The organism is Sinorhizobium sp. Y406 (genome assembly GCF_058732025.1).
This window is the reverse complement of sequence record NZ_CM178974.1, coordinates 1,309,635-1,335,374: the sequence shown is the minus strand read 5'-3', so window position 1 is coordinate 1,335,374 and position 25,740 is coordinate 1,309,635. Positions and strand designations below refer to the sequence as shown.

At 61.6% G+C, this 25,740-nt stretch carries 26 protein-coding genes and 1 tRNA gene; 15 read left to right on the top strand and 12 right to left on the bottom strand.

All coding sequences use genetic code 11. The features are described 5' to 3' along the window. Nucleotides 1–564 (top strand): GNAT family N-acetyltransferase, encoded by a 564-nt coding sequence (locus AC4P1R_RS06435; protein WP_069457060.1) that lies wholly within the window; start codon nucleotides 1–3, stop codon nucleotides 562–564. Between the two features lie 89 nt (nucleotides 565–653). Further along, nucleotides 654–1,124, top strand: a complete 471-nt coding sequence (locus AC4P1R_RS06430) for a DUF1203 domain-containing protein (RefSeq protein ID WP_225192532.1) — start codon at nucleotides 654–656, stop codon at nucleotides 1,122–1,124. Nucleotides 1,125–1,235: 111 nt separating this feature from the next. Here AC4P1R_RS06430 and ald read toward each other — a convergent pair whose 3' ends face one another. Next, nucleotides 1,236–2,354 (bottom strand): alanine dehydrogenase, encoded by a 1,119-nt coding sequence (ald, locus tag AC4P1R_RS06425; RefSeq protein WP_069457062.1) that lies wholly within the window; start codon nucleotides 2,352–2,354, stop codon nucleotides 1,236–1,238. Nucleotides 2,355–2,511: 157 nt separating this feature from the next. Here ald and AC4P1R_RS06420 point away from each other — a divergent pair, with 157 nt between their 5' ends. Continuing rightward, nucleotides 2,512–2,973 carry an Lrp/AsnC family transcriptional regulator gene (locus AC4P1R_RS06420; RefSeq protein ID WP_151611207.1) on the top strand — a complete coding sequence of 154 codons (462 nt, stop codon included), beginning with the start codon at nucleotides 2,512–2,514 and terminating at the stop codon, nucleotides 2,971–2,973. An 18-nt stretch (nucleotides 2,974–2,991) separates the two neighbouring features. On the opposite strand, the gene AC4P1R_RS06415 is transcribed toward AC4P1R_RS06420, so the two are convergent. After that, nucleotides 2,992–4,239: a GGDEF domain-containing protein gene (locus tag AC4P1R_RS06415; protein ID WP_069457064.1), complete on the bottom strand. Its 1,248-nt coding sequence runs from the start codon at nucleotides 4,237–4,239 to the stop codon at nucleotides 2,992–2,994. Nucleotides 4,240–4,467: 228 nt separating this feature from the next. Here AC4P1R_RS06415 and AC4P1R_RS06410 point away from each other — a divergent pair, with 228 nt between their 5' ends. Then, nucleotides 4,468–6,450: a bifunctional 2',3'-cyclic-nucleotide 2'-phosphodiesterase/3'-nucleotidase gene (locus AC4P1R_RS06410; RefSeq protein ID WP_069457065.1), complete on the top strand. Its 1,983-nt coding sequence runs from the start codon at nucleotides 4,468–4,470 to the stop codon at nucleotides 6,448–6,450. 94 nt (nucleotides 6,451–6,544) lie between these two features. Here AC4P1R_RS06410 and AC4P1R_RS06405 read toward each other — a convergent pair whose 3' ends face one another. Then, nucleotides 6,545–6,865, bottom strand: a complete 321-nt coding sequence (locus tag AC4P1R_RS06405) for an HlyU family transcriptional regulator (protein ID WP_069457066.1) — start codon at nucleotides 6,863–6,865, stop codon at nucleotides 6,545–6,547. Nucleotides 6,866–6,932: 67 nt separating this feature from the next. Then, nucleotides 6,933–8,180, bottom strand: coding sequence for a threonine ammonia-lyase (gene ilvA / locus AC4P1R_RS06400; RefSeq protein ID WP_069457067.1), 1,248 nt, complete (start codon nucleotides 8,178–8,180; stop codon nucleotides 6,933–6,935). Nucleotides 8,181–8,353: 173 nt separating this feature from the next. Here ilvA and AC4P1R_RS06395 point away from each other — a divergent pair, with 173 nt between their 5' ends. Continuing rightward, nucleotides 8,354–8,935: a hypothetical protein gene (locus AC4P1R_RS06395; RefSeq protein ID WP_151611206.1), complete on the top strand. Its 582-nt coding sequence runs from the start codon at nucleotides 8,354–8,356 to the stop codon at nucleotides 8,933–8,935. Between the two features lie 31 nt (nucleotides 8,936–8,966). On the opposite strand, the gene AC4P1R_RS06390 is transcribed toward AC4P1R_RS06395, so the two are convergent. Together AC4P1R_RS06390 and AC4P1R_RS06385 are read right to left on the bottom strand one after the other, a co-directional pair. After that, nucleotides 8,967–9,052: transfer RNA gene (locus AC4P1R_RS06390), tRNA-Leu, on the bottom strand. A gap of 178 nt (nucleotides 9,053–9,230) precedes the next feature. Next, entirely contained in the window at nucleotides 9,231–9,518 is a 288-nt protein-coding gene (locus AC4P1R_RS06385) for a hypothetical protein (protein WP_069457069.1), read from the bottom strand. A 647-nt stretch (nucleotides 9,519–10,165) separates the two neighbouring features. On the opposite strand from AC4P1R_RS06385, the gene AC4P1R_RS06380 reads away from it, so the two are divergent. Further along, nucleotides 10,166–10,342 carry a hypothetical protein gene (locus AC4P1R_RS06380; protein WP_165614687.1) on the top strand — a complete coding sequence of 59 codons (177 nt, stop codon included), beginning with the start codon at nucleotides 10,166–10,168 and terminating at the stop codon, nucleotides 10,340–10,342. A gap of 84 nt (nucleotides 10,343–10,426) precedes the next feature. Here the strand turns inward: AC4P1R_RS06380 and AC4P1R_RS06375 are convergent, their stop codons facing one another. After that, on the bottom strand, nucleotides 10,427–10,651 hold the full coding sequence (locus AC4P1R_RS06375) for a hypothetical protein (RefSeq protein WP_069457071.1): 225 nt from the start codon (nucleotides 10,649–10,651) through the stop codon (nucleotides 10,427–10,429). Nucleotides 10,652–10,737: 86 nt separating this feature from the next. Beyond that, the gene (locus AC4P1R_RS06370; RefSeq protein WP_034857390.1) at nucleotides 10,738–10,980 is read right to left on the bottom strand and encodes a DUF2188 domain-containing protein; all 243 of its coding nucleotides are present in this window, start codon (nucleotides 10,978–10,980) and stop codon (nucleotides 10,738–10,740) included. A gap of 443 nt (nucleotides 10,981–11,423) precedes the next feature. On the opposite strand from AC4P1R_RS06370, the gene AC4P1R_RS06365 reads away from it, so the two are divergent. Together AC4P1R_RS06365 and gpt are read left to right on the top strand one after the other, a co-directional pair. Then, nucleotides 11,424–12,176, top strand: a complete 753-nt coding sequence (locus tag AC4P1R_RS06365; RefSeq protein WP_069457123.1) for a competence/damage-inducible protein A — start codon at nucleotides 11,424–11,426, stop codon at nucleotides 12,174–12,176. A gap of 294 nt (nucleotides 12,177–12,470) precedes the next feature. After that, a complete protein-coding gene (gene gpt, locus AC4P1R_RS06360; protein ID WP_069457072.1) occupies nucleotides 12,471–12,968 on the top strand; it encodes a xanthine phosphoribosyltransferase in 498 nt (165 codons plus the stop codon). A 29-nt stretch (nucleotides 12,969–12,997) separates the two neighbouring features. Here the strand turns inward: gpt and AC4P1R_RS06355 are convergent, their stop codons facing one another. Beyond that, nucleotides 12,998–14,509, bottom strand: coding sequence for an NAD(P)H-hydrate dehydratase (locus AC4P1R_RS06355; protein WP_225192530.1), 1,512 nt, complete (start codon nucleotides 14,507–14,509; stop codon nucleotides 12,998–13,000). A 346-nt stretch (nucleotides 14,510–14,855) separates the two neighbouring features. On the opposite strand from AC4P1R_RS06355, the gene AC4P1R_RS06350 reads away from it, so the two are divergent. The 5 genes from AC4P1R_RS06350 (at nucleotide 14,856) to AC4P1R_RS06330 (ending at nucleotide 17,927) form a co-directional block, all read left to right on the top strand. Further along, nucleotides 14,856–15,194 (top strand): P-II family nitrogen regulator, encoded by a 339-nt coding sequence (locus AC4P1R_RS06350; RefSeq protein ID WP_003528058.1) that lies wholly within the window; start codon nucleotides 14,856–14,858, stop codon nucleotides 15,192–15,194. A gap of 117 nt (nucleotides 15,195–15,311) precedes the next feature. Beyond that, nucleotides 15,312–16,721 (top strand): type I glutamate--ammonia ligase, encoded by a 1,410-nt coding sequence (gene glnA, locus AC4P1R_RS06345; protein WP_069457074.1) that lies wholly within the window; start codon nucleotides 15,312–15,314, stop codon nucleotides 16,719–16,721. Between the two features lie 177 nt (nucleotides 16,722–16,898). After that, nucleotides 16,899–17,228, top strand: coding sequence for a heat shock protein HspQ (gene hspQ / locus AC4P1R_RS06340; protein ID WP_069457075.1), 330 nt, complete (start codon nucleotides 16,899–16,901; stop codon nucleotides 17,226–17,228). A 43-nt stretch (nucleotides 17,229–17,271) separates the two neighbouring features. Further along, a complete protein-coding gene (locus AC4P1R_RS06335; protein ID WP_225192529.1) occupies nucleotides 17,272–17,601 on the top strand; it encodes an amidohydrolase family protein in 330 nt (109 codons plus the stop codon). Between the two features lie 89 nt (nucleotides 17,602–17,690). Beyond that, nucleotides 17,691–17,927, top strand: a complete 237-nt coding sequence (locus AC4P1R_RS06330) for an amidohydrolase family protein (RefSeq protein WP_069457077.1) — start codon at nucleotides 17,691–17,693, stop codon at nucleotides 17,925–17,927. Nucleotides 17,928–18,130: 203 nt separating this feature from the next. Here AC4P1R_RS06330 and AC4P1R_RS06325 read toward each other — a convergent pair whose 3' ends face one another. Both AC4P1R_RS06325 and AC4P1R_RS06320 read right to left on the bottom strand, forming a co-directional pair. Further along, nucleotides 18,131–19,231 carry an NAD(P)-dependent alcohol dehydrogenase gene (locus AC4P1R_RS06325; RefSeq protein ID WP_069457078.1) on the bottom strand — a complete coding sequence of 367 codons (1,101 nt, stop codon included), beginning with the start codon at nucleotides 19,229–19,231 and terminating at the stop codon, nucleotides 18,131–18,133. A 74-nt stretch (nucleotides 19,232–19,305) separates the two neighbouring features. Beyond that, nucleotides 19,306–20,778, bottom strand: a complete 1,473-nt coding sequence (locus tag AC4P1R_RS06320) for a benzaldehyde dehydrogenase (protein WP_069457079.1) — start codon at nucleotides 20,776–20,778, stop codon at nucleotides 19,306–19,308. Nucleotides 20,779–21,098: 320 nt separating this feature from the next. Between AC4P1R_RS06320 and AC4P1R_RS06315 the strand changes: the two genes are divergently transcribed. After that, the gene (locus AC4P1R_RS06315) at nucleotides 21,099–22,892 is read left to right on the top strand and encodes a sigma 54-interacting transcriptional regulator (RefSeq protein WP_492177488.1); all 1,794 of its coding nucleotides are present in this window, start codon (nucleotides 21,099–21,101) and stop codon (nucleotides 22,890–22,892) included. A 74-nt stretch (nucleotides 22,893–22,966) separates the two neighbouring features. Here the strand turns inward: AC4P1R_RS06315 and AC4P1R_RS06310 are convergent, their stop codons facing one another. After that, the gene (locus AC4P1R_RS06310; RefSeq protein ID WP_069457080.1) at nucleotides 22,967–23,596 is read right to left on the bottom strand and encodes an invasion associated locus B family protein; all 630 of its coding nucleotides are present in this window, start codon (nucleotides 23,594–23,596) and stop codon (nucleotides 22,967–22,969) included. A gap of 241 nt (nucleotides 23,597–23,837) precedes the next feature. Between AC4P1R_RS06310 and AC4P1R_RS06305 the strand changes: the two genes are divergently transcribed. Continuing rightward, entirely contained in the window at nucleotides 23,838–25,655 is a 1,818-nt protein-coding gene (locus tag AC4P1R_RS06305) for an extracellular solute-binding protein (protein WP_106407755.1), read from the top strand. Nucleotides 25,656–25,740: the final 85 nt, after the last annotated feature.

Sequence of the window (25,740 nt, the reverse complement as noted above, 5' to 3'; positions counted from 1 at the left end):
ATGCAAGGATCGAAGCCTGCCGCAATCACGGCACAAGTCACCGAGCTCGAAATGACGTCGCCGCCGAAGCAGAGCCTGCCGATGCCTGTGAACCTCCATACGGCGATCCTCCGCGTACTCGATATCCCCCTTGCCTACTACCACTTTCTCTATCTGGGCGTCGGCAAGCGTTGGCACTGGACGGACCGCCTGCGCATGAATGATCAGGAATTGGCGGCCGTGCTGCATGACAAGGCGACGTCGCTGAGCGTTCTCTACGTCAACGGCGCGCCGGCCGGCTTCTTCGAACTTCAGCAGCGGGATGAGGACATCGTGGAAATCACCCATTTCGGGCTGATGGAACATGCGCTCGGGTTGGGCTTGGGAAAATGGTTCCTGCTGCAGACCTTGTTTGCCGCCTGGGCTATGGACCCGTCCAAGGTCACGGTCTCGACCAACAGCCTCGACCACCCCCGTGCGCTGCAGCTCTATCAGCAATTCGGTTTCTCGCCCGTCGCGACGGGAGAAGTTACCATTGAGCCGCTGACGGACGACGAACTGCTCGCTTTCGCCAAGAAGCTGTAACTAACCATAAGGGCGCGGCAAGTTTCGGGTGTCGCGACCGGTCACCAAGGCGCATTGTCCTCGATAGCTTTTCATGAGGAGAATGCTCAATGGCTTTGCGCTACATTTGCATGCCGGCCGAAGAGGCGCAGCGGATCTGGCGGGGCGGGCGCGATGCCAATGGCAATCTGCCCGAGCGGCACATTTCGGGCGGTGATGGTGTGCCTTGCCGGCATTGCCTCAGCAATGTCGAGGCGGATCAGCCCTATCTGATTTTGGCATATCGCCCCTTTTTGTCAGTCCAGCCTTACGCTGAAATGGGACCTATCTTCCTTCATGCCGAGGAATGCCCCGCCGCCGCGGATGGACAAATTATGCCGCCCGTTCTCACATCCAGCAAGGATTACCTGCTTCGCGGTTATGGCGCGGATGAACGCATCGTCTACGGGACCGGGGGCGTCATACCGCAGGAACAGCTCGAGCAGCGCGCCGAGGAGTTACTGGCGCGGCCGGACGTCGCCTTCGTGCATGTGCGATCCGCCAAATACAATTGCTACCAGTGCCGCATCGAAAGGTGCTGAAGCAGCCGAGTGGAGAAGCACGACAGGGCTGTGCGTCTTTTGAGATGCACAGCCCTTTGCCGGTTTCACGGCGCGGCTGTTACAGGCAGACAGACAGGCCGTCGAACCCCGTCAGGCGACGTTGAGCACCGCTTCAGGCGCGAAGGCATCATATCCGAGAGCCTCTGCGACGGCGGCGTTCGTCACGCGGCCCCGATGCACGTTGAGACCCGCCCGCAGGTGCCGATCTTCAGCGATTGCCTTCAGGCCGCGATCGGCGAGCTGAAGCCCGTAGTGCAGCGTCGCGTTGTTGAGCGCCTGGGCCGAGGTGATCGGCACGGCACCCGGCATGTTGGCAACGCAATAGTGCACGATCCCGTCGACCTCATAGGTCGGCTCGGAATGGGTGGTCGCATGCGAGGTCTCGAAGCAGCCGCCTTGGTCGATCGCCACATCGACGACAACGGCGCCCTTCTTCATGCCCGAGAGCATTTCGCGCGTGACGAGCTTGGGCGCGGCGGCACCCGGAATGAGCACGGCGCCGACCACGAGGTCGGCGGAGAACACCTCCTCCTCCAGCGCATCGATGGTCGAATAACGCGTGTGGATGCGGCCGTTGAAAATATCGTCGAGCTGACGCAGGCGCGGGATCGACCGGTCGAGGATCGAAACATCGGCGCCGAGGCCGACCGCCATCTTCGCCGCGTGCAGGCCGACAACGCCGCCGCCGATGATCGTGACCTTGGCCGGGAGCACGCCGGGCACGCCGCCGAGCAGGACGCCGCGGCCGCCATTCGCCTTTTGCAGGGAGGTGGCACCGGCCTGGATGGAAAGCCTGCCGGCCACCTCCGACATCGGCGCAAGCAGCGGCAGGCCGCCGCGCTCGTCCGTGACCGTCTCGTAAGCGATTGCGGTGACGCCCGAATTCAGAAGTCCCCGTGTCTGTTCGGGATCGGGCGCCAGGTGCAGATAGGTGTAGAGGATTTGACCCTCGCGCAACTGCGCCCATTCGGACGGCTGCGGCTCCTTGACCTTGACGACCATGTCCGACTTCTCGAACACGTCCTTGGCCATCGGTACGATCCGCGCGCCGGCCGCGCGGTAGGCGTCGTCGTCCGCCCCGATCCCTGCCCCGGCCTTGGTCTCCACGATGACCTCGTGACCATGGGCGATATATTCCCTCACCGACCCGGGCGTCAGGCCGACGCGATATTCATGATTCTTGATTTCCTTCGGGCAACCGACACGCATCCTTGCGTTCCTCTCCTATCTGTTGGCCTTCGCCGCATGGGCTGGGAAACCCAGCAAAACAGATGACGCCCCGAATGTCCTTGCAAAGAGGGGGCTGGCCGCGCATGAGATTCGTGTATTATTGCGCGATGAGCGCCATTTCTGAACGAAAGCACGAATGAGTGACCTCGACGCCATTGATCGTTCGATCCTGCGTGTGCTGCAGCAGAACGGACGGATATCAAATGCGGACCTCGCCGCAAGGATCGGCCTCTCGCCATCCGCCTGTTCGCGGCGGGTGGATCTGCTCGAGAAGTCCGGCACTATCGCCGGCTACCATGCCCGCATCGCCCACAAGGCGCTCGACTACAAGATCATGGTCATCGTGCATATTTCGCTGTCGGGGCAATTCGCCAAGACGCTCGCCGAATTCGAGGCGGCGGTGAAACTCTGCCCCAATGTGCTGGTGTGCTATCTGATGTCCGGAGAATACGACTACATCCTGCGTGTGGCGGCAAAGGACCTCGAGGATTACGAACGGATCCACCGCGACTGGCTGTCGGCGCTGCCGCATGTCGTGAAGATCAATTCGAGCTTTTCGCTTCGCGAGATCATCGATCGCCCGAATGTCGGGATCTAGCGCACGCCGTAGCGGCGGTCAGCGGCCGACGACGTGGTTGCGGCCGGCGCTTTTGGCCGCATAGAGGCGAACATCCGCCTCCGACAGCAGTTCGCGAATCCCGGTGCCATCCGCAAGCGTCGCCGAAACGCCGATGCTGATCGTGACCGGCTGTCCGTCGGATGTCGCCACCCTCTTTAGGACCGCCAGCCTTATGTCCTCGGCCCGCGCGTGCGCATCCGCATAGGCAAGGCCGGGGCAAAGCACGATAAATTCCTCGCCGCCGTAGCGGAACAGGCGATCCACCGGCCGCAGTTGATCCCTCACCGTCTCGACGAGCTTCTTCAGCACCCGATCGCCTTCCATGTGGCCCAGGGTGTCGTTGACGCTCTTGAAGCGATCGACGTCGATGAGAAGCAGGCTGACCGGCTTATCCTTCGCCGCCGCCTCGCGCATCACCTGCTGGCCTTCGCTCTCGAAGCGTCCGCGATCGAGCGCCCCGGTCAGCGTATCATGACCGGCGCGGGACAAGAGGTCCTCGTAGCGTTCGCGGAAGGTCAGATCGTTGAAGACATCGGCCAAGGGGCGGTCGGAAATCGCCAGGAACGCATGGCGCGAAGCAGTGAGATAGAAGCCGATCGCCAGGGCATAGAAGGGTGCCGCCAGCATCTTCGCCATCCAGCCGCCCCAGAAGACGTCGAAGGGCGCGCCGTTGATGAAATGAAGTGCCGTATAAAAGCCTATCTGATCCAAAGTCAGCACCGCCGCGCCGCTGATCAGGAACCGGATGGTCACGAATCGGCGGAACCAGCGGCCGAGCCTCTCGTAAAGCAGAATGATGATGATTGCGTCGAAATAGAGAAGCGTCGTGCCCCAGACCATCAGCCATCCCATTTCGTCTATGAAGGCGATGTCGGCCACGCGATTCTGCACGATCGCCACGGTGTCGTGCTGCCTGAGCAGCAGGCTCAAAGCGACGGTCAGGAAGTTGCCCGCAAGCAGACCGTAGATCGGCTGGCGCACCGTCGCGGCGTCCTCCTTCACATAAAGCAGGAGGATCATCATCAGCTTGCCGGAAAAGAACACGGCGGAGCCGGGGGAAATAACGCCGAACGGCAGTTGGACGTAGAAGACCGCGGCGAGATAGGTCTCGATGAAATGCATCACGCCGAGCGCCGCCACGAAGACGCCAAGCCCCAGACGGGTCCGCAGATGCAGAAGCCCGATCATGGCCGCGGCATAGACCAGCGCCTCACCGAGAAAGAGCATCAGATTGGCGTTGGGCATGCGCGCACGTGACTTCCGATTTCAACCGAATGGCTAGTAAAGGTAAAATTTGAAAAAAGCCTTACCTACCGGTTCTCAGAAGTCGGCGACCCACAGGATTTTGCTTCTTGGTACTATGGCCGCAAATCGTCATAGTCACGCGGTGAAGTTGCAGTAACATCACGGCCAGCGGGAGGGTCGCCTGTGAGCAGCGAGTCCGCCCGCATTCCAGAATACGGAGATCCGCCCATGCCATCGACCACCGCTTTGCATCCCATATCGCGCCGCGCCCTGCTTGGCGGCCTCGCCGCTACGTCCGCACTTGCCGTGCTGCACCCCTTCTCTACCCGCGCGGCCGCGAATCAGGCGCATCTGCGGATCATGGAGACGACGGATCTTCACGTGCATGTCTTCCCCTACGATTATTATGCCGACAAGCCGAACGACACGATGGGGCTTGCGCGCACGGCCTCGATCATGGACGCGATCCGCGCCGAGGCGACGAACTCGATCCTCGTCGACAATGGCGATTTCCTGCAGGGAAATCCGATGGGCGATTATATCGCCTATCAGCGCGGGATGAAGGAAGGCGACATGCATCCGATCATCGCCGCCATGAATGTGCTCGGCTACGATTGCGGCACGCTCGGCAATCACGAATTCAACTACGGGCTCGACTTCCTGTTCAACGTAGCGAACGGCGCGAACTTCCCGCTCGTCTGCGCCAACCTGACGAAGGGCACGCTTGCCGCGAACCCGCGCGAGGATGCGCTCTTCCTCAAGCCTTATGTCATTCTCGATCGCAAGGTCAGGGACGGCACCGGCCAGGAACACCCGATCCGCATCGGCCTGATCGGTTTTGTGCCACCGCAGATCATGACCTGGGATGCCAAGAACCTGGAGGGCAAGGCGAATGCCCGTGACATCGTCAAAGCGGCGGAAGCCTGGGTGCCGCAGATGCGGGAGGAAGGCGCCGACATCGTGATCGCGCTTTCTCACTCCGGCATCGGACAGCAAGCCTATGCCGAAAACCTGGAGAATGCGTCGATCCCCCTGGCGGCGATCGACGGCATCGATGCCATCGTCACGGGCCACAGCCATCTCGATTTCCCGGGACCGAAGTTCGACGGCATTGCCGGGGTGGACAATGCCAAGGGGCTGATTTCCGGAAAGCCGGGCGTGATGGGCGGCTTCTGGGGCTCGCATCTCGGCCTTATCGACCTTCTCCTCGAGCGCGACGGCGGCCAATGGCGGGTTGTGAGTTCGATGAGCGAGGCCCGGCCGATCTTCAGGCGTGAAGAGAAGAAGGTGATCGCGGAGGTCGGCGACAAGCCGGAGGTGCTGGCTGCTGCCGAGAAGGACCATGAGGCGACGCTCGCCTATGTCCGCACGCCCGTCGGCAAGACTTCGGCACCGCTCTATTCCTACTTCGCTCTCGTCGCCGACGATCCTTCCGTGCAGATCGTCAGCCAGGCCCAGACCTGGTATATCCGCGAGATGCTGAAGGACACCGACTACCGGGACCTGCCCGTTCTTTCGGCGGCGGCACCGTTCAAGGCCGGCGGACGCGGCGGCGCCGAGTATTATACGGACGTACCGGCCGGCGACATCGCCATCAAGAACGTCGCCGACCTGTATCTCTACCCGAACACGGTTCAGGCCGTCGTCGTCACCGGCGAGCAGGTCCGCAACTGGCTGGAAATGTCCGCCGGCATCTTCAACCGGATCGCGCCCGGATCGACGGATGCAAGCCTGATCAATGGCGATTTCCCGTCCTATAATTTCGACGTGATCGACGGCGTCACCTACGAAATCGACTTGTCGCAGCCGGCGAAGTTCGACAAGGACGGCAATCTCGTGAACCCGGAATCCGGCCGCATTCGCGACCTCAAATTCGACGGCAAGCCGATCGATCCCGCACAAAAATTTGTGGTGGCGACCAACAACTATCGCGCCGGCGGCGGCGGCAATTTTCCGGAAATCGCGGCCGACAAGGTCGTCTTCGTCGCGCCCGATACCAATCGTGATGTCATCGTGCGCTACATCATCGAGCAGGGAACGATCAATCCGTCGGCCGACGGCAATTGGGCATTTGCTCCTATGGTGAACACCAGCGTCGTCTTCGACAGCGGCCCCAGGGCACGGCAGTTCCTGTCCGACTTGAAGGCCATTACGGTTGAAGACGCCGGCGATGGACCGGAAGGCTTCGCCCGTTTCCGCATCCGGCTTTAAGCGTCATGGAGCGTGGCGCCGATCGAAATCGGCGCCACGCGTTCTGACCGTCTCTTTGGCAATTGGTGTGATTGGATCCGCCGCGCGGATCCCGTCAGACCGAGCGGGTCTGGGCGTCGTCGGCGAAAAGCGCCGCGCGCTGCTCGTCCACGATCTGCCGGCCCTTCCGGATAGCCGAATCGATGGCGTCCTGCTCGGACGAGAAGAGGTCCGCGCGGATGAAATTGCGCGTTTTCGTCGCGCCGTCGGGCATCGTCTTTTCGATGCTGCCGGCGAGCCGGAATTGCGCTCCCTCGCGAATCGGTGTCGCGCGGATCAGGCAATCCGCATAGTTCTCCGTCTTGCCTGCGGCCGGTTCGGCCTCAAGTTCGGAGCCGCGCGAAAGACCGAACAGTTTCGAAAAAAACGATGCCATGCCCTATGGTTAGCCGCGACGACCGGCGCTGTCAAAGCAAACATGACGCGGCTCCGTGGCACTGCGATCAAATGATCAGATTGGAGAGAACCTCATTTTCGGTAATGTCCTGGTAGCGCAGCCCTGCCGCGTCGAAGCGCTGCTTCAGGATCGGGAAGTTCTCGGCGTGTTTCGTCTCGATGCCGATCAGTACGGAGCCGAAATTGCGCGCCGATTTCTTCAGATATTCGAAGCGGGCAATATCGTCCTCCTCGCCAAGCAGATTGAGGAAGTCGCGCAGCGCGCCCGGCCGCTGGGCCATGCGCAGGATGAAATATTTCTTGAGCCCGGCATGCCGCATCGCCCGCTCCTTCACGTCCGGCAGGCGTTCGAAATCGAAATTGCCCCCGGAGACGACTGCGACGACGGTCTTGCCTTCGAGCCGCTCGCGACCGAGCGCCTCCAATGCGGTGATGGCGAGCGCCCCCGCCGGTTCGAGGACGACGCCTTCGACGTTCAGCATCTCGGTGATCGTCAGGCAGATGGCGTTTTCGGGCAGCAGCATTACCTGGTCTGGCCGGAACCCGCCGAGCGCGGCAAAGTTGAGGTCGCCGATCCGCGCGACGGCCGCACCATCGACGAAATTGTCCACCTGGTCGAGCGTGATCACGCTGCCGGCCTCCAGGCTGCGCCTAAGGCTCGGCGCGCCCGCCGGCTCGCAAAAGACGAAGCGATCGGCCGAAAGGCTGCCGCCGAAATAGCCGGTGACGCCCGCGGCTAGCCCGCCGCCGCCGACGGGCAGCACGACGAGATCCGGGACAGTGCCGGCGGGGAGCTGATCGTCGATCTCCGCGGCGACCGTCGCCTGCCCTTCGATGATGTCGCGATGGTCGAAGGGCGGCACCATGATGCCGTCGATCGCCGCGACGTGGTCGCGCGCCGCCTGATAGCACTGGTCGAATATATCGCCGAAGAGCCGGATGGTTATGAATTCGCCGCCGAACATGCGGGTCTTGTCGATCTTCTGCTGCGGCGTCGTCACCGGCATGAATACGACGCCGGGCACGCCGAAGTGCCGGCAGACGAATGCGAAGCCCTGCGCGTGATTTCCCGCCGAAGCGCAGACGAAAGTCTTGCCGGCAGCACCGCCCGCAAGCGCCTTTCGAAAGAAGTTGAAGGCGCCGCGGATCTTGTAGGAGCGAACCGGCGACAGATCCTCACGCTTGAGAAACACCGACGCGCCGAAGCGGGCGCTCAGGTGATCGTTGAGTTGCAACGGCGTCGCCGGGAAGATTTCGCGCATGGCCGCCGTCGCCGATTCGACATCCTGTCTCATTTCGCATTACCCGTTCGATTGCCGATTGCCGTCGCTATCGCACATTGTTGTGTTCGAGACCATTGATTTTGGAAGGATGGCGGACCGCCGAGCTTCTCTAGCCCCATTGGCTTATCTTGACTTACGGCTGCAAATGCCGAAGCTTTTTTTCCAAGCGGGTCTGGGGAAACGCGATGCGAAGACACCTGCCCTTTCTTGCGGCGCTGGCGACCGCAGCCTCGATCGGCGCTAGCGCCGAAGCGGGACCGCTTTCCGACGCGGCAGCGCGGGCGGAGAACCAGGCGAACACCGGCGACACGGCGGCAGCGTGGGAGACGCTACGGCAGGCGGTCGGTGATTTCTCCCAGACCCTTCCCTTCGCGATCGGCAAGGCCGTGTTCGTAACCGCCGCGCCGGCCGGCTACGCGATGTACGAGCCGAAACAGGATGCGACATTCAAGACGGGCGAAAAACTCGTCTCCTATGTCGAGCCCCTGGGGCTCACCTGGAAGAAGTCCGGCGACGAGAAGGTCGAGACACGCTTCACGGTCGATCTCGACATACTGAACCCGGACGGCGACGTACTCGCCAGCCGCAAGGCGTTCGGCGACTTCACCTTCACCGGCTATATGCGAAACCAGGAAATCTACGCCACGCTGACCGTCGACATCAGCAGCGCGCCTGCCGGCGACTATGTACTGCGCTACCGCTTCAACGATATCAACAGCGGCGAAACCGCGACCGTCGACCAAAAATTCCAGATTGCTGCGCAGTAGCGAGTACGGGGAGTGCAGAAGGGAACGGTGCTGGTGCGGACGACGGGGGTCGAACCCGTACAGCCTAAGGCCGAGGGATTTTAAGTCCCTTGCGTCTACCAGTTTCGCCACGTCCGCCTGCGGCCTAGATCAAGCACTTGGGCGATTCAGTCAAGGAAATGTTTGCGGCCGATCCAGGATCGGCAGAGCCGCTTCCCAGAAGCGGGAACACAACCACGCCTCTCCGTCGCGCCGCGCCAGGCGCAACGCGCAATTCATGGCTCCAGGAGGCGTGGCTATCGCGGTCTTTCGGCGTCTATTGCGCCGGAGCCGGTTGCGTGCCCTCGCCGCCCGAGGGTGCCGGAGCCGCCTCGCCGCCCGAAGGTGCCGGTGCGGCCTCACCACCGCCGGCGGGCACTTCGACGTTGGGCGCATTCACATTGACGTCGGTGTCGCCACCACCGCCGCCGCCGTAGAACAGATCACCGCCGCCGAACAGGAAAAAGGCTCCGACCAGCACCAGAACCACCACTATGGCGGCAACGGCCCAACCGCCGCCGCCACTTCCGCCCGTATTGATTACGGTTGGATCTCTATCAGCCATTGACGTTCTCCTTCAATTGACGCCGCTGATTTAACCCACTTGCGGTGAATAGGTTCCAACAAGAAGAGTGAAGAAGAAAAGGACGTTCAGCGCCACCGATCGCCAGAAAGGCACTCCGAAAACGACAACAAAGGCGGCCGTAGCCTGCGACGAAACGCCGTATACCCGGGTTTATCGGGGCGTCTATTGCCTAGCTTCTTTACGGAGCGGATGTCATCGCTGCGCAGCACCATGATGGCGGGCAGTTGGGCGCCTAGTACCTCGCCGACGGGAAGTGCTCCCCGCTGCATCTTGATCCTGCGCAATAAATCCGCGCAAACCCCTGATTCGGCAGGGTCTCAATCAGTGCGTGTTTCTGGCATGGTGACGGTGCATCGAAATCGTCCTGCACCGGTGGCTGAGGGTAAGTCCGTGCATCCAATGCATGCGTCCAGCAACGTTCCCCTATTTCCAGACGACCTGGCTGCAATTCAGCGGGTATTCGATCGGCTATGCCGCGAGAACCGGTGGTCGCGCGCCAGCGCACCGGCGCAACATTACGGAAGAATGCTGATCGACAGCTATCAGGCGGGCACGCGCGACGAGGAGCTTCTTCTCCTCGCCGGCCGCTCATTTGTCAGCCGCGCTCGCGAGCAAAGGAGTCCTGCGTGACCGACAAAGTCCAAGTGGATCGCGACGATTTTGCCGACATGCGTCGCGCCATCGATGCAAGAAAGGACGCTTTCGCCAATGCCATCGAGGCGCGTCAGGCGGAGTTGCGCGCAAGAGACAGCTTCGCCCCGCGCACAGGCTGGTTCCGGATGATCATCCGCAAGCCGCGCTGAACGCCCGCGGGTTGCGATCCAGCCTGCCCATGTATCCAAGGGCCCGGCGAGCGCTTCAGCGATGCATTTCGGCCCCATTTATGATCATTCTCCGTGATAGAAGAAGCAGTCGCAATCGGCTTTTTCGGCGTCCTCGCCCCGCCACACCCGGACCGCGAGTTTCGATGAATCGCCCTTGTCTTCCAGCCGTAACCCGAGCAGCGAAACTGCTGCTGCCTTGGCATTCGGCGCATCGATCCCGATGAGTGATCCCACCTGATGCACACCCTGCCGAGGGGTCCAGGTGAAGATCTGAACATTGTAATGCATGGAAACCTCCGTCGCGTCGCCGCCAGGCAGATCGGCGGCAGATGTCCGGGCGAGCCTGTCCGCAAGCCCTTTCAGTGCATCAACCTTCAGCCGTCCTCGACGGTCGCCTCAGGGCGATCCCCCCCATCCGCATGCTCGAAGTGCCAGTTCCCCGCCTCGTCCTGGAAGCTAATTTCCTCGTCCTCCCCGCCGACCTGCTGCTCGGCAGCCGCGATCCTGGCAGCTGTTACCGCCATCTCGCGACTGGGAAAGGGTTCCGAATACGCATCACCCGCCTTGTACGCCCAGCCTCCGTCGTGTGGAACGATGGAATAAACGATCCGAGCCATTCTTCACTCCCGTGGTAATCCCGGCCCGCACAAAGGGCGCTGCAACTCCCGAAAATCAGGTCCGATTTTCGGGCCGATGCGCTAGCATGTGCACACGCCCCGCATGCTCCTCCTCGGCTGTGGTATTGCCAGGCGCGATCTTAGCATAAATTAGCTATTGTCGTGCCATTTTTGAACGCGCCCTCAGCCGTTCGATGCAGACGCTTATCCATAAGTTCGAGGACGTGAGGCAGGTCTCGCGCAAGCAGGTGTTCAATCCAAATCGACAATACACGGTCCCGGTGTCCGTCGATCTTCGCCTTGCGGCAAAGCGCTTGATTGTCAGGGCCGGCAGGAACTATGAGAATGCAATGCTGTTGTCAGAACGGGACAGTCGCCGGACCCTTCAGTATTCGCTACGCTGGAAAGGCCGCGTCGAGCGATCCCACCATGCCGGAGTATCCATGATCAGTGCCACGATCGTCACCGCCGCCATGCTCGCCATCGGCGACGAACTTCTCTCCGGCCGGACCAAGGACAAGAATATCGGCCATCTCGCCGATATGCTGACCCTGGTCGGCATCGATCTCCGCGAAGTCCGGATCGTCGCCGACGACGAGGCCGCGATCGTCGAGTCCGTCAATGCGCTACGCGGCCGTTACGACCATGTCTTCACCTCGGGCGGCATAGGTCCGACCCACGACGACATAACGGCCGATGCCATCGCAAAGGCGTTCGGCGTCGAATGCATCCACGAGCCCAGGGCGATGGAGTTGCTCGGCGCAATGTACAAGCGGCGCGGCATGGAGTTCACCGACTCCCGCAAGCGGATGGCGCGCATGCCCGTCGGGGCCGAGCACATCGTCAATCCCGTCTCCACGGCGCCGGGATTCCGGATCGGCAATGTCTATGTCATGGCCGGTGTTCCGCAGGTGTTCCAGGCGATGCTCGATACCCTACTGCCCACCCTGCATGCCGGCACTCCCATCCTGTCGCGCACGGTCCGCTCGCCCTTCGGCGAAGGAGATATCGGCGTTCCCCTGACCGAGGTTCAAAAGAAGCACCCGCAGACGAGCATCGGTTCCTATCCGAAATTCGACGGCAGGAGCTTTTCTACCGAGATCGTCATTCGAGCACGCGACCCTTCGTTTCTCGATGCCGCGGAAGCCGACGTGGCAGCCATGATCGATGCCATCTCGCGGACCCGCGCGCCCTGAGCAGATATCATACGGGTTTTCCCAACCTTATCCGGAATCCGCTCAAGCGCCGCGCATCTTGCGAACGCGCAAAAATCGCTGGAGATCCTTGATCTGCGGATCGAGCCTTCCGGGACCGGTACGTCCGGCCGATGCTATGGCCATGGATCACCTGCATTCGGGCCTTATGCGGGGTCTTGCACTGCTGCCTGCATTGCCAGTATTGGATGCTCAAATCACTGTAGCGCCGATGCTCCCGACCCTGGGCTATCGCGTTTCACGAGTTCCTGCTTCCACGATTTCGGAGTCCGCCACATGTCCCTACCCGAAAAGGCCTTTCCCGTATCCTGGGACCAGTTCCACCGCGACGCGCGCGCGCTCGCCTGGCGGCTTGCCGATAACGGGCAGGACTGGCGCGCTATGGTCTGCATCACCCGCGGCGGCCTCGTTCCGGCGGCGATTATCTCCCGCGAGCTCAACATCCGCATGATCGAAACCGTCTGCATCGCCTCCTATCACGATTACGACAGCCAGGGGCAGATGAAGGTGCTCAAAGGCATTACGGCGGAAATCGCACGCGATGGCGGCGAAGGCGTGCTTATCGTCGACGACCTGACCGATACCGGAAAGACGGCGGCGGAAGTCCGGGCCATGCTGCCAAAGGCGCATTTCGCCGCCGTCTACGCCAAGCCAAAGGGACGCCCCTTGGTCGATACCTTCGTCACCGAGGTGAGCCAGGACACATGGATCTATTTCCCCTGGGACATGGGCTTTACCTATCAGGAGCCGATCGCCAAGGGCACGCGCGGCTGAACTCGCAGGGTTAACGCTGCGTAGCTCGCTTACAGCGCCACGGGTCCCATTGGACGCGTGGCGCTGTAGTCGAACGGCGGAATGTTCGCGACAAGCGTCTCGGCCGTGGCACCCTGCCCGGCCCGCATGCCCGCCTCGCCATGGCGCCAGACGGCGGCCGCGGCCGCTTCGAATGCCGGCATGCCTTGTGCGAGGTGCGCTCCGATGATGCCGGTAAGCACGTCGCCGGATCCGGCCGTCGCAAGCCAGGGTGGCGCATTCGCGTTGACGACGGTGCGTCCGGATGGCGCCGCGACGACGGTGTCCGGTCCCTTGTACAGGATCACCGCATGACTGAGCTTCGCCGCGGCCTGCGCCTTCTCGATCTTGGAAAGTGCGGTGTCGGCGGCGATCTCCGGAAAAAGACGCGCAAACTCGCCCTCGTGCGGCGTCATCACCACCTGCCCGCCCTCCATCGCGATAGTGTTAAAAAGGTCCGTCCTTCTCTCCTTGAAGGACGTCACAGCGTCGGCATCGAGGACCAGCGCCCGTCCGCAGAGCATCAGTGCAAACGCCCTCGCCTTCTTGCCGACGCCGAAGCCGGGGCCCAGCACGAATGCGCCCAAGCGCCTGTCCTTCAGCCATGCCGCAAGGTCGCCGGTCTTGCCCATTTCCTTGAGCATGACGGCGGTTAGGTGCGCGGCGTTGGCCGCGATCGCGTCCGGCGGCGAAACGAGCGTCACCAGCCCTGCACCGGCGTTGAGGCCGGCCATCGCCGACAGGCGCGCGGCGCCGGTGGAGATCTGCGGCCCTGAAAAGACGGCGAGATGGCCGCGCTTATACTTATGGGTTGCCGGGTCCAGACCGGACGCATGCTGCTGCCAGACCGCCGGCGTATTGATGCGGAGGTCGCCGGCACGCGCTAGCACCACTCGGTCGGGGATGCCGATATCGAAGACCTCGAGCGCCCCGCAGCGCGTGCGCCCCGGCAGGAGCAGATGGCCGGGTTTCGCGGCCATGAAGGTCACAGTATGCGCGGCAGTGAAACTCGCACCGCGTATCTCGCCGCTCCGTCCGTCGATCCCGGAGGGGAGATCGACGGCGATCACCGGTCGGCCGCTGTCCTCGACCCGCCTGATCGCCTCCTGAGCTTCACCCGGCAGATCGCGGGCAAGTCCCGCGCCGAACAGAGCATCGATCACCACGTCCCCGGCCCGTGGCTCATAGGTCCCGATCGCCTGGATCTCGCCGGCATAGGCTGCGCGTGCCCGTGCCGCATCGCCCTTCAGTTTGCCGACGTCGCCAAGCGCGAAAACGGCGAGGCTGGCGCCGCTCTCGGCGAGTGCCGCTGCCGCCACATAACCGTCGCCGCCATTGTTGCCGGGCCCGCAAAGAACCACAAAACGGGAGGCGGAGGGAAAGAGACGCAGGGCCGCCGCCGACACGGCCATTCCCGCCGAGCACATCAGCGAGAAGCTCTCGATGCCCGAGTGGACCGCGTCCTCGTCGATTGCCGCCATCTCGGCCGGCGTTACCAATAGATCCCGAAGTGCCTCGCCCATGGCTCGATCTAAGCGCGAGTGGAAGCACAAGACAAGAGCAACGGATCAACTGCCATTGTGCCTATTCCTTGTGCATTTGCACACAATTATTGCTCAAACAACATGCACTGCGTCGAAATTGGCGGTGGCACCGAGGCATGAGAGCGCATCAGACGATCAAGTCTAATAAAAATTAGGCAGAACTCAGCGCCGGGAAAGCGAACCGCCGGAATGCAACCGCTTCTTTGCCCCGGGAAAATCCGCGATTGGCGCATCATTTCCCTATAAAATTGGCACGCTACATGCATATTGGAGGGCGAGCGGGCATGACCCGGCTTTAAAGGGAGAAGCGGAGAGAAATTTTCTCATGAAAAAGATCGAAGCGATCATAAAACCCTTCAAGCTCGACGAAGTGAAGGAAGCCCTTCAGGAAGTCGGCCTGCAGGGTATCACCGTCACGGAGGCAAAGGGCTTCGGACGGCAGAAGGGACACACGGAACTCTACCGCGGCGCCGAATACGTCGTCGACTTCCTGCCGAAGGTAAAAGTCGAGGTGGTGCTGGCGGACGAGAACGCGGAGGCGGTGATCGAAGCGATCCGCAACGCGGCGCAAACCGGACGCATCGGCGATGGGAAGATCTTCGTGTCCAACGTCGAAGAGGTCATTCGCATTCGTACGGGCGAAACCGGTCTCGACGCCATCTGATCACCTATTCTACAAGGGTCTGTCGACATTCGCGGCCCCATACCCTCGTTCGATCCTTGGGGCCGTCCGGCCCCGAATTGCCAAACCTTGGTTATCTCACACAGGGAATTACAAAAAATGACGACTGCGAGTGAAGTTCTGAAGCAGATCCAGGAAAACGACGTCAAATTCGTCGACCTGCGCTTTACCGACCCGAAGGGCAAACTCCAGCATGTGACGATGGACGTTGCTGTCGTGGACGAGGACATGTTCGCCGATGGCGTCATGTTCGACGGCTCCTCGATTGCCGGCTGGAAGGCCATCAACGAGTCCGACATGGTGCTGATGCCCGACCCCGAGACGGCGCATATGGACCCGTTCTTCGCGCAGTCCACCATGGTCATCGTCTGCGATATTCTCGATCCGGTCTCCGGCGAAGCCTATAATCGCGACCCGCGCGGCACCGCGAAAAAGGCCGAAGCCTATCTCAAGGCCTCCGGCGTCGGCGACACGGTTTTCGTCGGGCCGGAAGCCGAGTTCTTCGTCTTTGACGACGTCCGGTACAAGGCCGATCCCTACAATACCGGCTTCAAGCTCGACTGCACCGAACTGCCCTCCAATGACGACACCGACTACGAAACGGGCAATCTCGGCCATCGCCCGCGCATCAAGGGCGGTTACTTCCCTGTTCCGCCGGTCGACAGCTGCCAGGACATGCGCTCCGAAATGCTCACCGTTCTCGCTGAAATGGGCGTGACGGTGGAAAAGCACCACCACGAAGTTGCCGCCGCCCAGCATGAACTCGGCGTCAAGTTCGACGCACTCGTCCGCAACGCCGACAAGATGCAGATCTACAAATATGTCGTGCATCAGGTCGCCAATGCTTACGGCAAGACCGCGACCTTCATGCCGAAGCCGGTTTTCGGCGACAATGGTTCGGGCATGCACGTGCACCTGTCGATCTGGAAGGACGGCAAGCCGACTTTCGCCGGTGACGAGTATGCCGGCCTTTCGGAAACCTGCCTCTATTTCATCGGCGGCATCATCAAGCATGCCAAGGCGATCAATGCTTTCACCAACCCGTCGACGAACTCCTACAAGCGCCTCGTCCCGGGCTATGAAGCACCGGTCCTGCTTGCCTATTCCGCCCGCAACCGCTCGGCTTCCTGCCGCATACCGTTCGGCAGCAACCCGAAGGCAAAGCGCGTCGAAGTCCGCTTCCCCGACCCGAGCGCGAATCCGTATCTCGCCTTCGCCGCCATGCTGATGGCCGGCCTCGACGGCATCAAGAACAAGATTCATCCGGGCAAGGCGATGGACAAGGATCTTTACGATCTGCCACCGAAGGAACTGAAGAAGATTCCGACCGTCTGCGGCAGCCTGCGCGAAGCTCTGGAAAGCCTCGACAAGGACCGCAAGTTCCTGACCGCCGGCGGCGTCTTCGACGACGATCAGATCGACTCGTTCATCGAGCTCAAGATGCAGGAAGTCATGCGCTTCGAAATGACCCCGCATCCGGTCGAGTTCGACATGTACTACTCCGTCTGATGCGCACCGAGTCCGCGCGCAATAACGGGGGCAGAACCTGACAGGAAAAGGCGGGTCTCCGGCGAGACCCGCCTTTTCTCAAATGCGACGATGCGAACGCTTCTCAACCGGTTTCGCGTCGCTATTGATGTTCCACATGCGACAACCCAGATATGGTCTGAAAGGATGTGTTGCGTCATGAAACAGAGAAACGCGAAATTCGAGATCGGGCAGGTGGTCCGGCACCGGTTCTTCCCGTTTCGGGGCGTCATCTTCGACGTCGATCCGGAATATGCAAACACCGAGGATTGGTGGAACGCAATTCCGCAGGAGATCCGGCCAACCAAGGATCAGCCTTTTTATCACCTGTTCGCCGAGAACGACGACAGCGAATATGTCGCCTATGTCTCGGAGCAGAACCTCGTCTCCGACGAGAGCGGTCAGCCGGTCCGGCACGCTCAGGTAAATGCCCTGTTTGAAAAGGCCGACGACAGCCACTACAGGCCGAGAGCGAACTACCGGCATTGATGGCACCTGCCCGCAAGCCTCCTTCCATAGCCCCGAGGGACGCTTGGCCGAGTGCCCCGAAGGGGCGCTCGTCGCCGTCGTGATAGCGGAGCGCAGGGAGGCGATGTTTGCCGATGGGATCGCGGATCTGCAAGTCGCTGTCCACGCCACTGGCGACGGTGCGGTGGACATGAATGGCTATCAGGCCGCCTCGCAAACCACCAGCCGGCGCGACAGCCGCCACCGGGTGGAACATATCCAGGCAGCACTTCCGACCGATTTTCGGCGGTCCCAGGAACTCGGCGTCGTGGCGTCGATGCAACCGACCCATCCCCCCGGCTCCGCCGGCCTGCCCCTCGAGCCGTATTTGAGCCGCATCGGCGAAGACCGCTGACCGTACGCCTTGACTGGCGGACACTTGTCGTCTTCGCGAGAGACTGGCCTGTCTCGCCGCTCGACCCGATATACTGCATCTAATGTGCTATGTTGAAGCCGGATCTGCCCGACCAACGCCTTTCTCTCTTGGAAACGCTCGCCGCCTACACCCGGAGCAGCGCCTGGGTCGAATTCATGGAAGACCGAAAGGGCATGCTGAAGCCAGGCTATCTCGCCGATGTGGTCGTGCTGAGCGGCGACATCGAAGCAGTGCCTTTCATCCAGCTCGCGACGTTGCGCCCGATGATGACCGTCTGTGATGGCCGCAGCACCTACGAGACCTGAGCGAAATCGCGTCGCGCGCCTTATCAGACGCGCAAAGGCCGCTTTAGCACTTTGAAACGCTGCATGTCCTCAAATCGAGATCGATCTAAGGAGACATGCAGCAGGTCGCCGGTTTGCCCTTGTTCACGGCCCGGGCCCGGACAGCATGGCGGCTTTCGACACAATCCCTCAGCGAATGCACCGGTCGCAGCCCTCCGCCGTGGCTACTGCATGCGCACGATCGGTTTGATGGTCCGGCCGCTCTCGGAATCCGCGATTGCCCGGTTGATCTCGTCGAAGGAGTAGAACTTCACGAGTCTGTCGAAGGGGAAGCGGCCCTGCGCGTGGAGCTCGGCCAGCATGGGAATGAACGTATCCGGGTTGGATTCGCCCTCGACGATGCCCATCAGCCTACGGCCGCCGCTCATAAAATGCACTTCGTCGAGATTGATTTCACTGCCCATGGCCGAGGCGCCAAGAATTCCGCAGGCGCCCATCGGCGCCAGCGCCATCACCGCACTTCGAATGACGCTCGATATACCCGTTGTGTCAAGCGCGAAGTTTAGCCCATAGCCGGTGATCCCGATGATCTCAGCCGTCGGGTCGACCTTGGCCGGATTGATCGTGTGGGTGGCGCCCAGCTCGCGCGCCATTTCCAGCCGCTCCTCGTTCCTGTCCACGGCGATGACAATCGTGGAACCCACAACCTTTGCGGCCATCAGGGCGGAAAGACCGACGGAGCCCGAACCGAACACCGCGAAGGACTTACCGGCCGAGACCTTGAGCGCGTTCATCACGGCGCCGGCGCCGGTCTGGACGCCGCAGGCGAGTGGCCCGAGCAGTTCGAGAGGCGCCGTTTCCGGCACCTTCACGACATTCACTTCGTGGCAGATTGCATGGGTAGCAAAGGATGACTGGCCGAAAAAATTGCTGTGAATAGGCTCGCCGCCCGCGGAAAGTGCGCTCGTGCCGTCCGTTCGCGTGGCAAAGAAGTTGCGCGGGAAGAACTCGTGGCAGTAGCTGAGGTGGTGGTCCTGGCAGCTCGGGCAACGCCCACAGGAATTAAAGGTCATGACCACTTTGTCACCGGGCTTCACCTTCGAGACAGCGCGGCCAACCTTCTCGACCACGCCCGCACCTTCATGGCCGAGCACCACGGGCAGCGGCGTCGGAAGCATGCCGTCGCGCACGACAATGTCCGTATGGCAAATACCGGTCGCGACGACTTTAACGAGGATTTCGTTTTCCCTAGGCTCCTCGATGTCGATCGTCTCGAGGCTGAGTTCGGCGCCTTTTGCGCGGGCAATGGCAGCTTTGATCTGCATGGCTGTCTCCGGATTGACACGATAGGCGTGGCGGACGCGAGCGCTGTACTGCGCGCATCCCGATCTGGGATTGATCAGAAGGGATGGGGCGTTGCCGCGTCCTTGACGGAAATCCACTTCCAGGTCGTGAACTCCTCGATGTCCGCCGGTCCACCGATACGGGTGCCGTTGCCGGACTTGCGCGGCCCCCCGAATGGCGCGAAGGGACCGCCATTGACCGTCTGATCGTTGACATGGACCATACCGACGTCGAGCTCCTCGGCAATCCGAAGGGCGCGGCCGATGTCGGCTGAGATCACGCCGGCGGCAAGACCGTAGTCGCTGTTGTTGGTCAAGGCGATCGCCTCCTGTTCGGAGCTGAAGGTGGCAATGCAGGCCACCGGGCCGAAGATCTCTTCCTCGAAAGCGCGCATTCCGGGTTTGACCCCCGAGAGCACGGTCGCCGCGTAGAAGCGGCCGTCGTGCGTACCGCCGACAAGGAGCTTCGCCCCCTTGGCCACGGCGTCGTTGACGATTTCATCGATAATCTCGACCTGACCATCCGAGATGATCGGTCCGAGCGCCACCTCGTTGAGCGACGGATCGCCCGCCGTGAGGTGGGAGGCCTTCGCTACCAGCTTGGTTGTCAGCGCATCGGCAATCTTCTCGTCGACCAGGATCAACCCGGTCGCCATGCAGATCTGGCCCTGATGCAGGAAAGCGCCCCAGGCCGAATTCGATGCGGCGACGTCGAGGTCGGCGTCATCGAGCACGATGAGCGAATTCTTGCCACCGAGCTCGAGCTGGACCTTTTTGAAATGCTTGCCGGCGATCTCGGCAACCTTCGAGCCGCCTCGCGCCGACCCCGTGAAGGAGATCATTGCGATATTGGGGTCGGTACACATGGCCTCGCCCGCATCCGCTCCGCCCGGAACGATTTGCAGAACGCCCTTGGGCAGACCGGCTTCCTCGAAGATCCGGGCAATGATGATGCCACCCGAGATCGGCGTGCGCGGGTCCGGCTTATGGACCACGGCATTGCCGAATGCCAACGCCGCGGCGATCGAGCGGACGGACAGCACGAGCGGAAAATTGAAGGGAGAGATCACACCCACGACGCCATGCGGCACGCGCCTGGCATAGTTCGTCCGATTGTCCATCGCCGGGATCAACATGCCCATGGGTGCCGTGGCGAGCGAAGCCGCATGTCGCATGAAGAGCGCGCCATGCTCGATCTCGATGCCGGCCTTGGGATAGATCGATCCGGACTCCCGCATGATCCACGGTATCAGCTCCGCGCCGTTCTGTTCGAGCAGGTCGGCGGCCTTGGAAAGAATGCGCGCCCTTTCGGTCGGCAGCATCCTGGCCCAGGCTTTCTGCGCGACGCGCGCCTCGGCGGCGGCATGGCGAATGTCGGCGCCCCCCCCAACACCGACCGAAGCGATCACCGCTCCCGTCGCCGGATCGGTCACCTCGATGACGCCCGCCGCCGTCCTTTGCCAATCGGCAAAGAACGCGCGCCCTTCCCAGCGCTCGCTGTCCAGGAAATTCCCTTTCTGAATGTTCATACTGTTCTCCTCAAAGTGTCGGCCTGTCAGGGTGCGCGGGCACGGCTTCGCCCCGGGGGGGCCCGCCCAGCCTTCGTTGCCGACGTTTGGTTTTCTGCCGATGTCCTCCGGCCGCTTTCCTCGAGCGGTCGAAACTAATGCTGCAAAGGTCGTGCCAGAACTTCAGGGGAAGACCCATCTCTCCGAGAAAGCGCTGCAAGCGCTTGGAAACGCTTGTTTCTCAGCTTCGTTCAGAAGAGAAAGCCGCCTCGGCCACCGCGCTTGAGATTACGAAATTTATGAAATATCGTTCCTGCTTTCATCAAATAATCAAGAAGAACATGACAGACTCGCAACATTCCGAGCGTTTGATCTCCCTGGTCGAGGCGTCCCGCAAAACGGGCGGGGTCCTTACGCGCGGCGCTTTCAACGAACTCGACACGGGCGCGGCGCCCACCCTCACCGACCTTGCGGAGGCACTCCAGTTCGCGCTCGGCGACGGTCGAATATGGCTCAACGACCAGCGCATGGTACTGATCCAGTCGCTGGTGCTGGGGCGCCTGCGGCAGGAGATCATCGACGCCTTCGGCATCGAGACTGCCAAAGGCATCTTCATGCGTGTCGGCTATATGCAAGGTGTGCGCGATGCCGAACTGATTCAGAAGCGCTTTCCGCAGGAAGATCTGACCCACGCGCTTGCAGCCGGCCCCCGCGTCCACACGCTCGAGGGCTTCGCCAAGGTGACGACGAAGCAGTTTCAGTTCGACCTTCGCAAGGGTACCTATTTCGGCGAGTTCTACTGGGACGACTCTTCGGAGGCCGCGGAACATATTTCGAGCTACGGTATTTCAAGTGAACCCGCTTGCTGGATGCAGACGGGCTATCCATCCGGCTACACCAGTACGCTGTTCGGCAGGCCGATCGTCTTCCGCGAGATCGAATGCGCTGCTATGGGCGCGCCTCGCTGCCTCGTCGTCGGGCAGAATGTCGATGCCTGGGGCAAGGACGCTCCGGAGCGGCACTATCTTGGTCTGGACTGGAAAACCCGGCGCCATGTGGCCGTTGATCGAGCCGCGCCGGCAACCGCGCCCGACCCACCTGGTGTCACCGAGGGCAAAGTCGTGGGCGTTTCCGCAAGCTTCCTGCGAACTCGGCTGATGCTGGAAAAGGTCGCCGACACCGATGCGACGGTCCTTTTCATCGGAGAGTCGGGCGTCGGCAAGGAACTCTTCTCCAGCGAACTCCACAAACTCGGGCGGCGACATGACGGGCCGTTCGTGCCGATCAACTGTGCAGCCATTCCAGAGAACCTCGTCGAATCCGAACTGTTCGGAGTCGAGAAGGGCGCTTTCACCGGTGCGGTGCAGTCGCGCGCCGGCTATTTCGAGCGCGCGCATCGCGGCACCCTTTTCCTCGACGAAGTCGCATCCCTTACCTACTCGGCCCAGGGCAAGGTGCTACGCGCCATCCAGGAACGGAAGATCGAACGTGTTGGTGGCACGAAGACCATTCCCGTCGATGTGCGCGTCGTCGCCGCCTCCAACGTCAACCTCGCCGACGAGATCCGCGCCGGCCGCTTCCGCCAGGACCTCTATTTCCGTCTCTGCGTCTTCCCGATCGTCATTCCGCCGCTTCGAGACCGGCGCGACGATATTCCGCTGCTCGCCGCCCATTTCCTGACACTCTTCCGCGATCGCCACCGCCGCAATGTCACCGGTTTCACCCGCCGGGCGATGGACGCCCTTCTCGCCTATGATTACCCCGGCAATATCCGCGAGCTCCAGAACCTCGTCGAGCGTGGCGTCATCTACGCCGACAACGGTTCGATGGTCGACATGCAGCACCTGTTTACCGGCTTCGAGAAGGTCCCGTCTCTGCCATTGAAGCTGACCGGCGAAGGGCGCATCGGGACGGCGCAGGCGGTCCCCACCGACATCATGGGCGAACGTCGGATGGTAACCACTCCCGAGGCTCTCAAGCGTGCCGAAGCCGCGCTCTATCGATCGGCGCTCGAAGCGGCTGGAGGCAACATATCCGCGGCCGCCCGCCAACTCGGCCTGACACGCGCCAAGCTCGAGTACAGGCTGAAGAAGCAAAGACCCGTGACGCAACGCCCCACATCAGGTCGCCCTTGAACGGACTGTTTTGAAAGCACACCGCCGCGCGTCTTATTCAGACGCGCGGCGGTGGCAATTCGCAAAGCCCATGCTTACTGCTGCTTGGCGGCCTTCTGTGCCTCTTCCAGCTTCTTGCGCGCATCTTCGGCCTTCTTCTGCATTTCTTCCTGCAGCAGGCGCTGGCGCTCTTCGAGCTGCGACTGTTCGATCGGCTCGCCGTCGAAGACGCCGGTGAAGCCTTCCAGCGTCATCTTGATGGGATTGGGAGCGCGCTGGAAATTGACCGACGTAAAGACGACCTCATTGCCCTTCTTGAGGCTGGAGATCACCGCGTCGGCAAGTGGTACTTCGGCAACGCACTTGTCGGGCATGCAGATTGCGTAGTCGAGCTTGACGGCCTTGCCGCCGTCGATCTGCATCTGGACGCCCGGCGGGATCATGCGCGCCGACGGCACGGAAACTTGCAGCACCTTGCGGTTGACCTTACCGGAGACGGTGATCAGTCCGACCGCCGTGACGAGCTGGCCGTTATTGGCGGTAAGCAGGTTCTGCACGATGCAAACATCGTTGTCCTCCTGCTTGGTGCAGACCTTGAACCATCCCCGCGGCGCCTTGCCTCCCGCCTGCTGCGCGGATGCCACGCCCGGCGCGCCGGCGGCTGCTACGGTGAGCGCCAACGCTGCCATTCCCGCGCGTTTGGCGAAGTTCGACTTGAAGTTCATTGTGATTCCGTCTCCTGAAATCCGGTCACGGAACTTGCCGTTCCGCTGGTGAATATCGTCAGCCGCCGCTGTCCTGTTGGCCAAATGAGGCTTTTGAATGGCCCCGATTCCGGAAACACCTGTTACATTGGCTCGTGCCGTTTATCCAGTGTTTCGTTGCATTTTTTGAGTTTGTTGGAAATATGCGTGCGCATTGCTAACGTGCCGGGATTCGGCAGTATAGATCCCACGGGAGGTCAAGTTGCGCGCAATTCTTTCCGGCCTGGTCATGCTCCTGGCAACAGGCTTGGCTGCTTATCAAGCCGCTGCCGCACCGGTGCATGCCATCGCCATGCATGGCGAGCCTGCCCTGCCGGCCGATTTCAAGCACTTTCCCTATGTCAATCCGGACGTGAAGAAAGGGGGCAGGATCGCCTATGGCGTCGTCGGCACCTTCGACAGCCTCAATCCCTTCATCCTGAAGAGCATGCGCACCACCGCGCGTGGCATGTGGGACCCGGCATTCGGCAATCTGGTCTACGAGTCGCTGATGCAACGCTCCCAAGACGAGCCCTTCACCATGTATGGGTTGCTTGCCGAGACCGTCGAGTGGGACGAGGACCGTACGTTCATCCAGTTCAACCTCAACCCCAAAGCACGTTGGGCCGATGGCCAGCCGGTGACCGCCGAGGATGTCACCTTCACCTTCGAATTGCTGCGCGACAAGGGGCGTGCGCCGTTCAGCAATCGCCTCGCGAAGGTGGAGAAGATGGAAAAAGTCGGAGAGCGCAGCGTGCGCTTCACTTTCACCGAGGACGCGGATCGCGAATTCCCGCTGCTGCTGGCGCTGTCGCCGGTGCTGCCGAAGCATGCCGTCGATGTCGAGACATTCGACAGGACGACGCTCGAGCCGCCGCTCGGCTCCGGCCCCTATCGCGTCGCCGAGGTGCGGCCGGGCGAGCGGATCGTCTACCGGCGCAATCCGGACTATTGGGGCAAGGACCTGCCCTCGAAGGTCGGCGTCGACAATTACGACGAGATTTCCGTCGAGTATTTTCTCCAGGAAAACACCCTGTTCGAGGCTTTCAAGAAGGGCGAGGTCGACGTCTATCCGGAGGGCAGCGCGACCAAATGGGCGCGCGCCTATGATTTCCCGGCGGTTCAGTCCGGCAACGTGATCAAGGAGAGCTTCAAGCCCGAAACGCCCTCCGGCATGCTCGGTTTCGTCTTCAACACCCGCAGGCCGATGTTCCAAAACATCAAGCTTCGGCAGGGCCTCGCGCTCGTTTTCGACTTCGAGTGGGTGAACAAGAATCTCTTCGACGGAGCCTATACGCGGACGCAGAGCTATTGGCAGAATTCATCGCTTTCCTTCCTCGGTGTCGCCGCCGACGACCGCGAGCTCGAGCTGATGGGGAACGTTCGGGAGAGGATCAATCCGGCGATCCTCGACGGAACCTACCGTCTTCCCGTAACCGACGGGTCCGGTCGCGACCGCAATGTGCTGAGGGAGGCGGTGACCCTGCTTCGGGAAGCCGGCTATGTCATCAAGGACGGCAAGATGGTCGATGAGAAAACGGGCGCCCCGCTCACCTTCGAGATCATGAGCCAGAATGCGGGCCAAGAGAAGATCGCGCTGGCCTATCAGCGCTTCCTGGCGCCGCTCGGCATCGTCGCGACGGTGCGGACGGTTGACGACTCCCAATACCAGTTGCGCAGCCAGTCCTTCGACTATGACGTGATCATCAAGTCCTATCCTTCGTCGCTATCGCCGGGAGCGGAGCAGATATCCTATTGGGGATCCGTGTCGCGCGATCGCCAAGGCAGTTCCAACTTCGCCGGCGTCGCCAACAAGGATGTCGACAAGATGATCGACAATATCCTGCGGGCACAGACGCCCGAGGATTTCACCGCCGCCGTGCGCGCGCATGACCGGCTGCTGGTCAACAATTCCTACGTCGTGCCGCTCTATCATCTCGATGCGCAATGGATCGCCCGCTGGAAGCATATCGGCCGGCCTGCAAAGGTGCCGCTCTATGGCTACCAGCTTCCGACCTGGTGGGACGGGCGTGCCCAGTAAGCTGGTACCCATTCGGTAACGCGTTGAAAGAGACTGCGCAGCGGCCTATGTCGCAGCCTTAATGCATCGTCGCCCGAGCTTACGC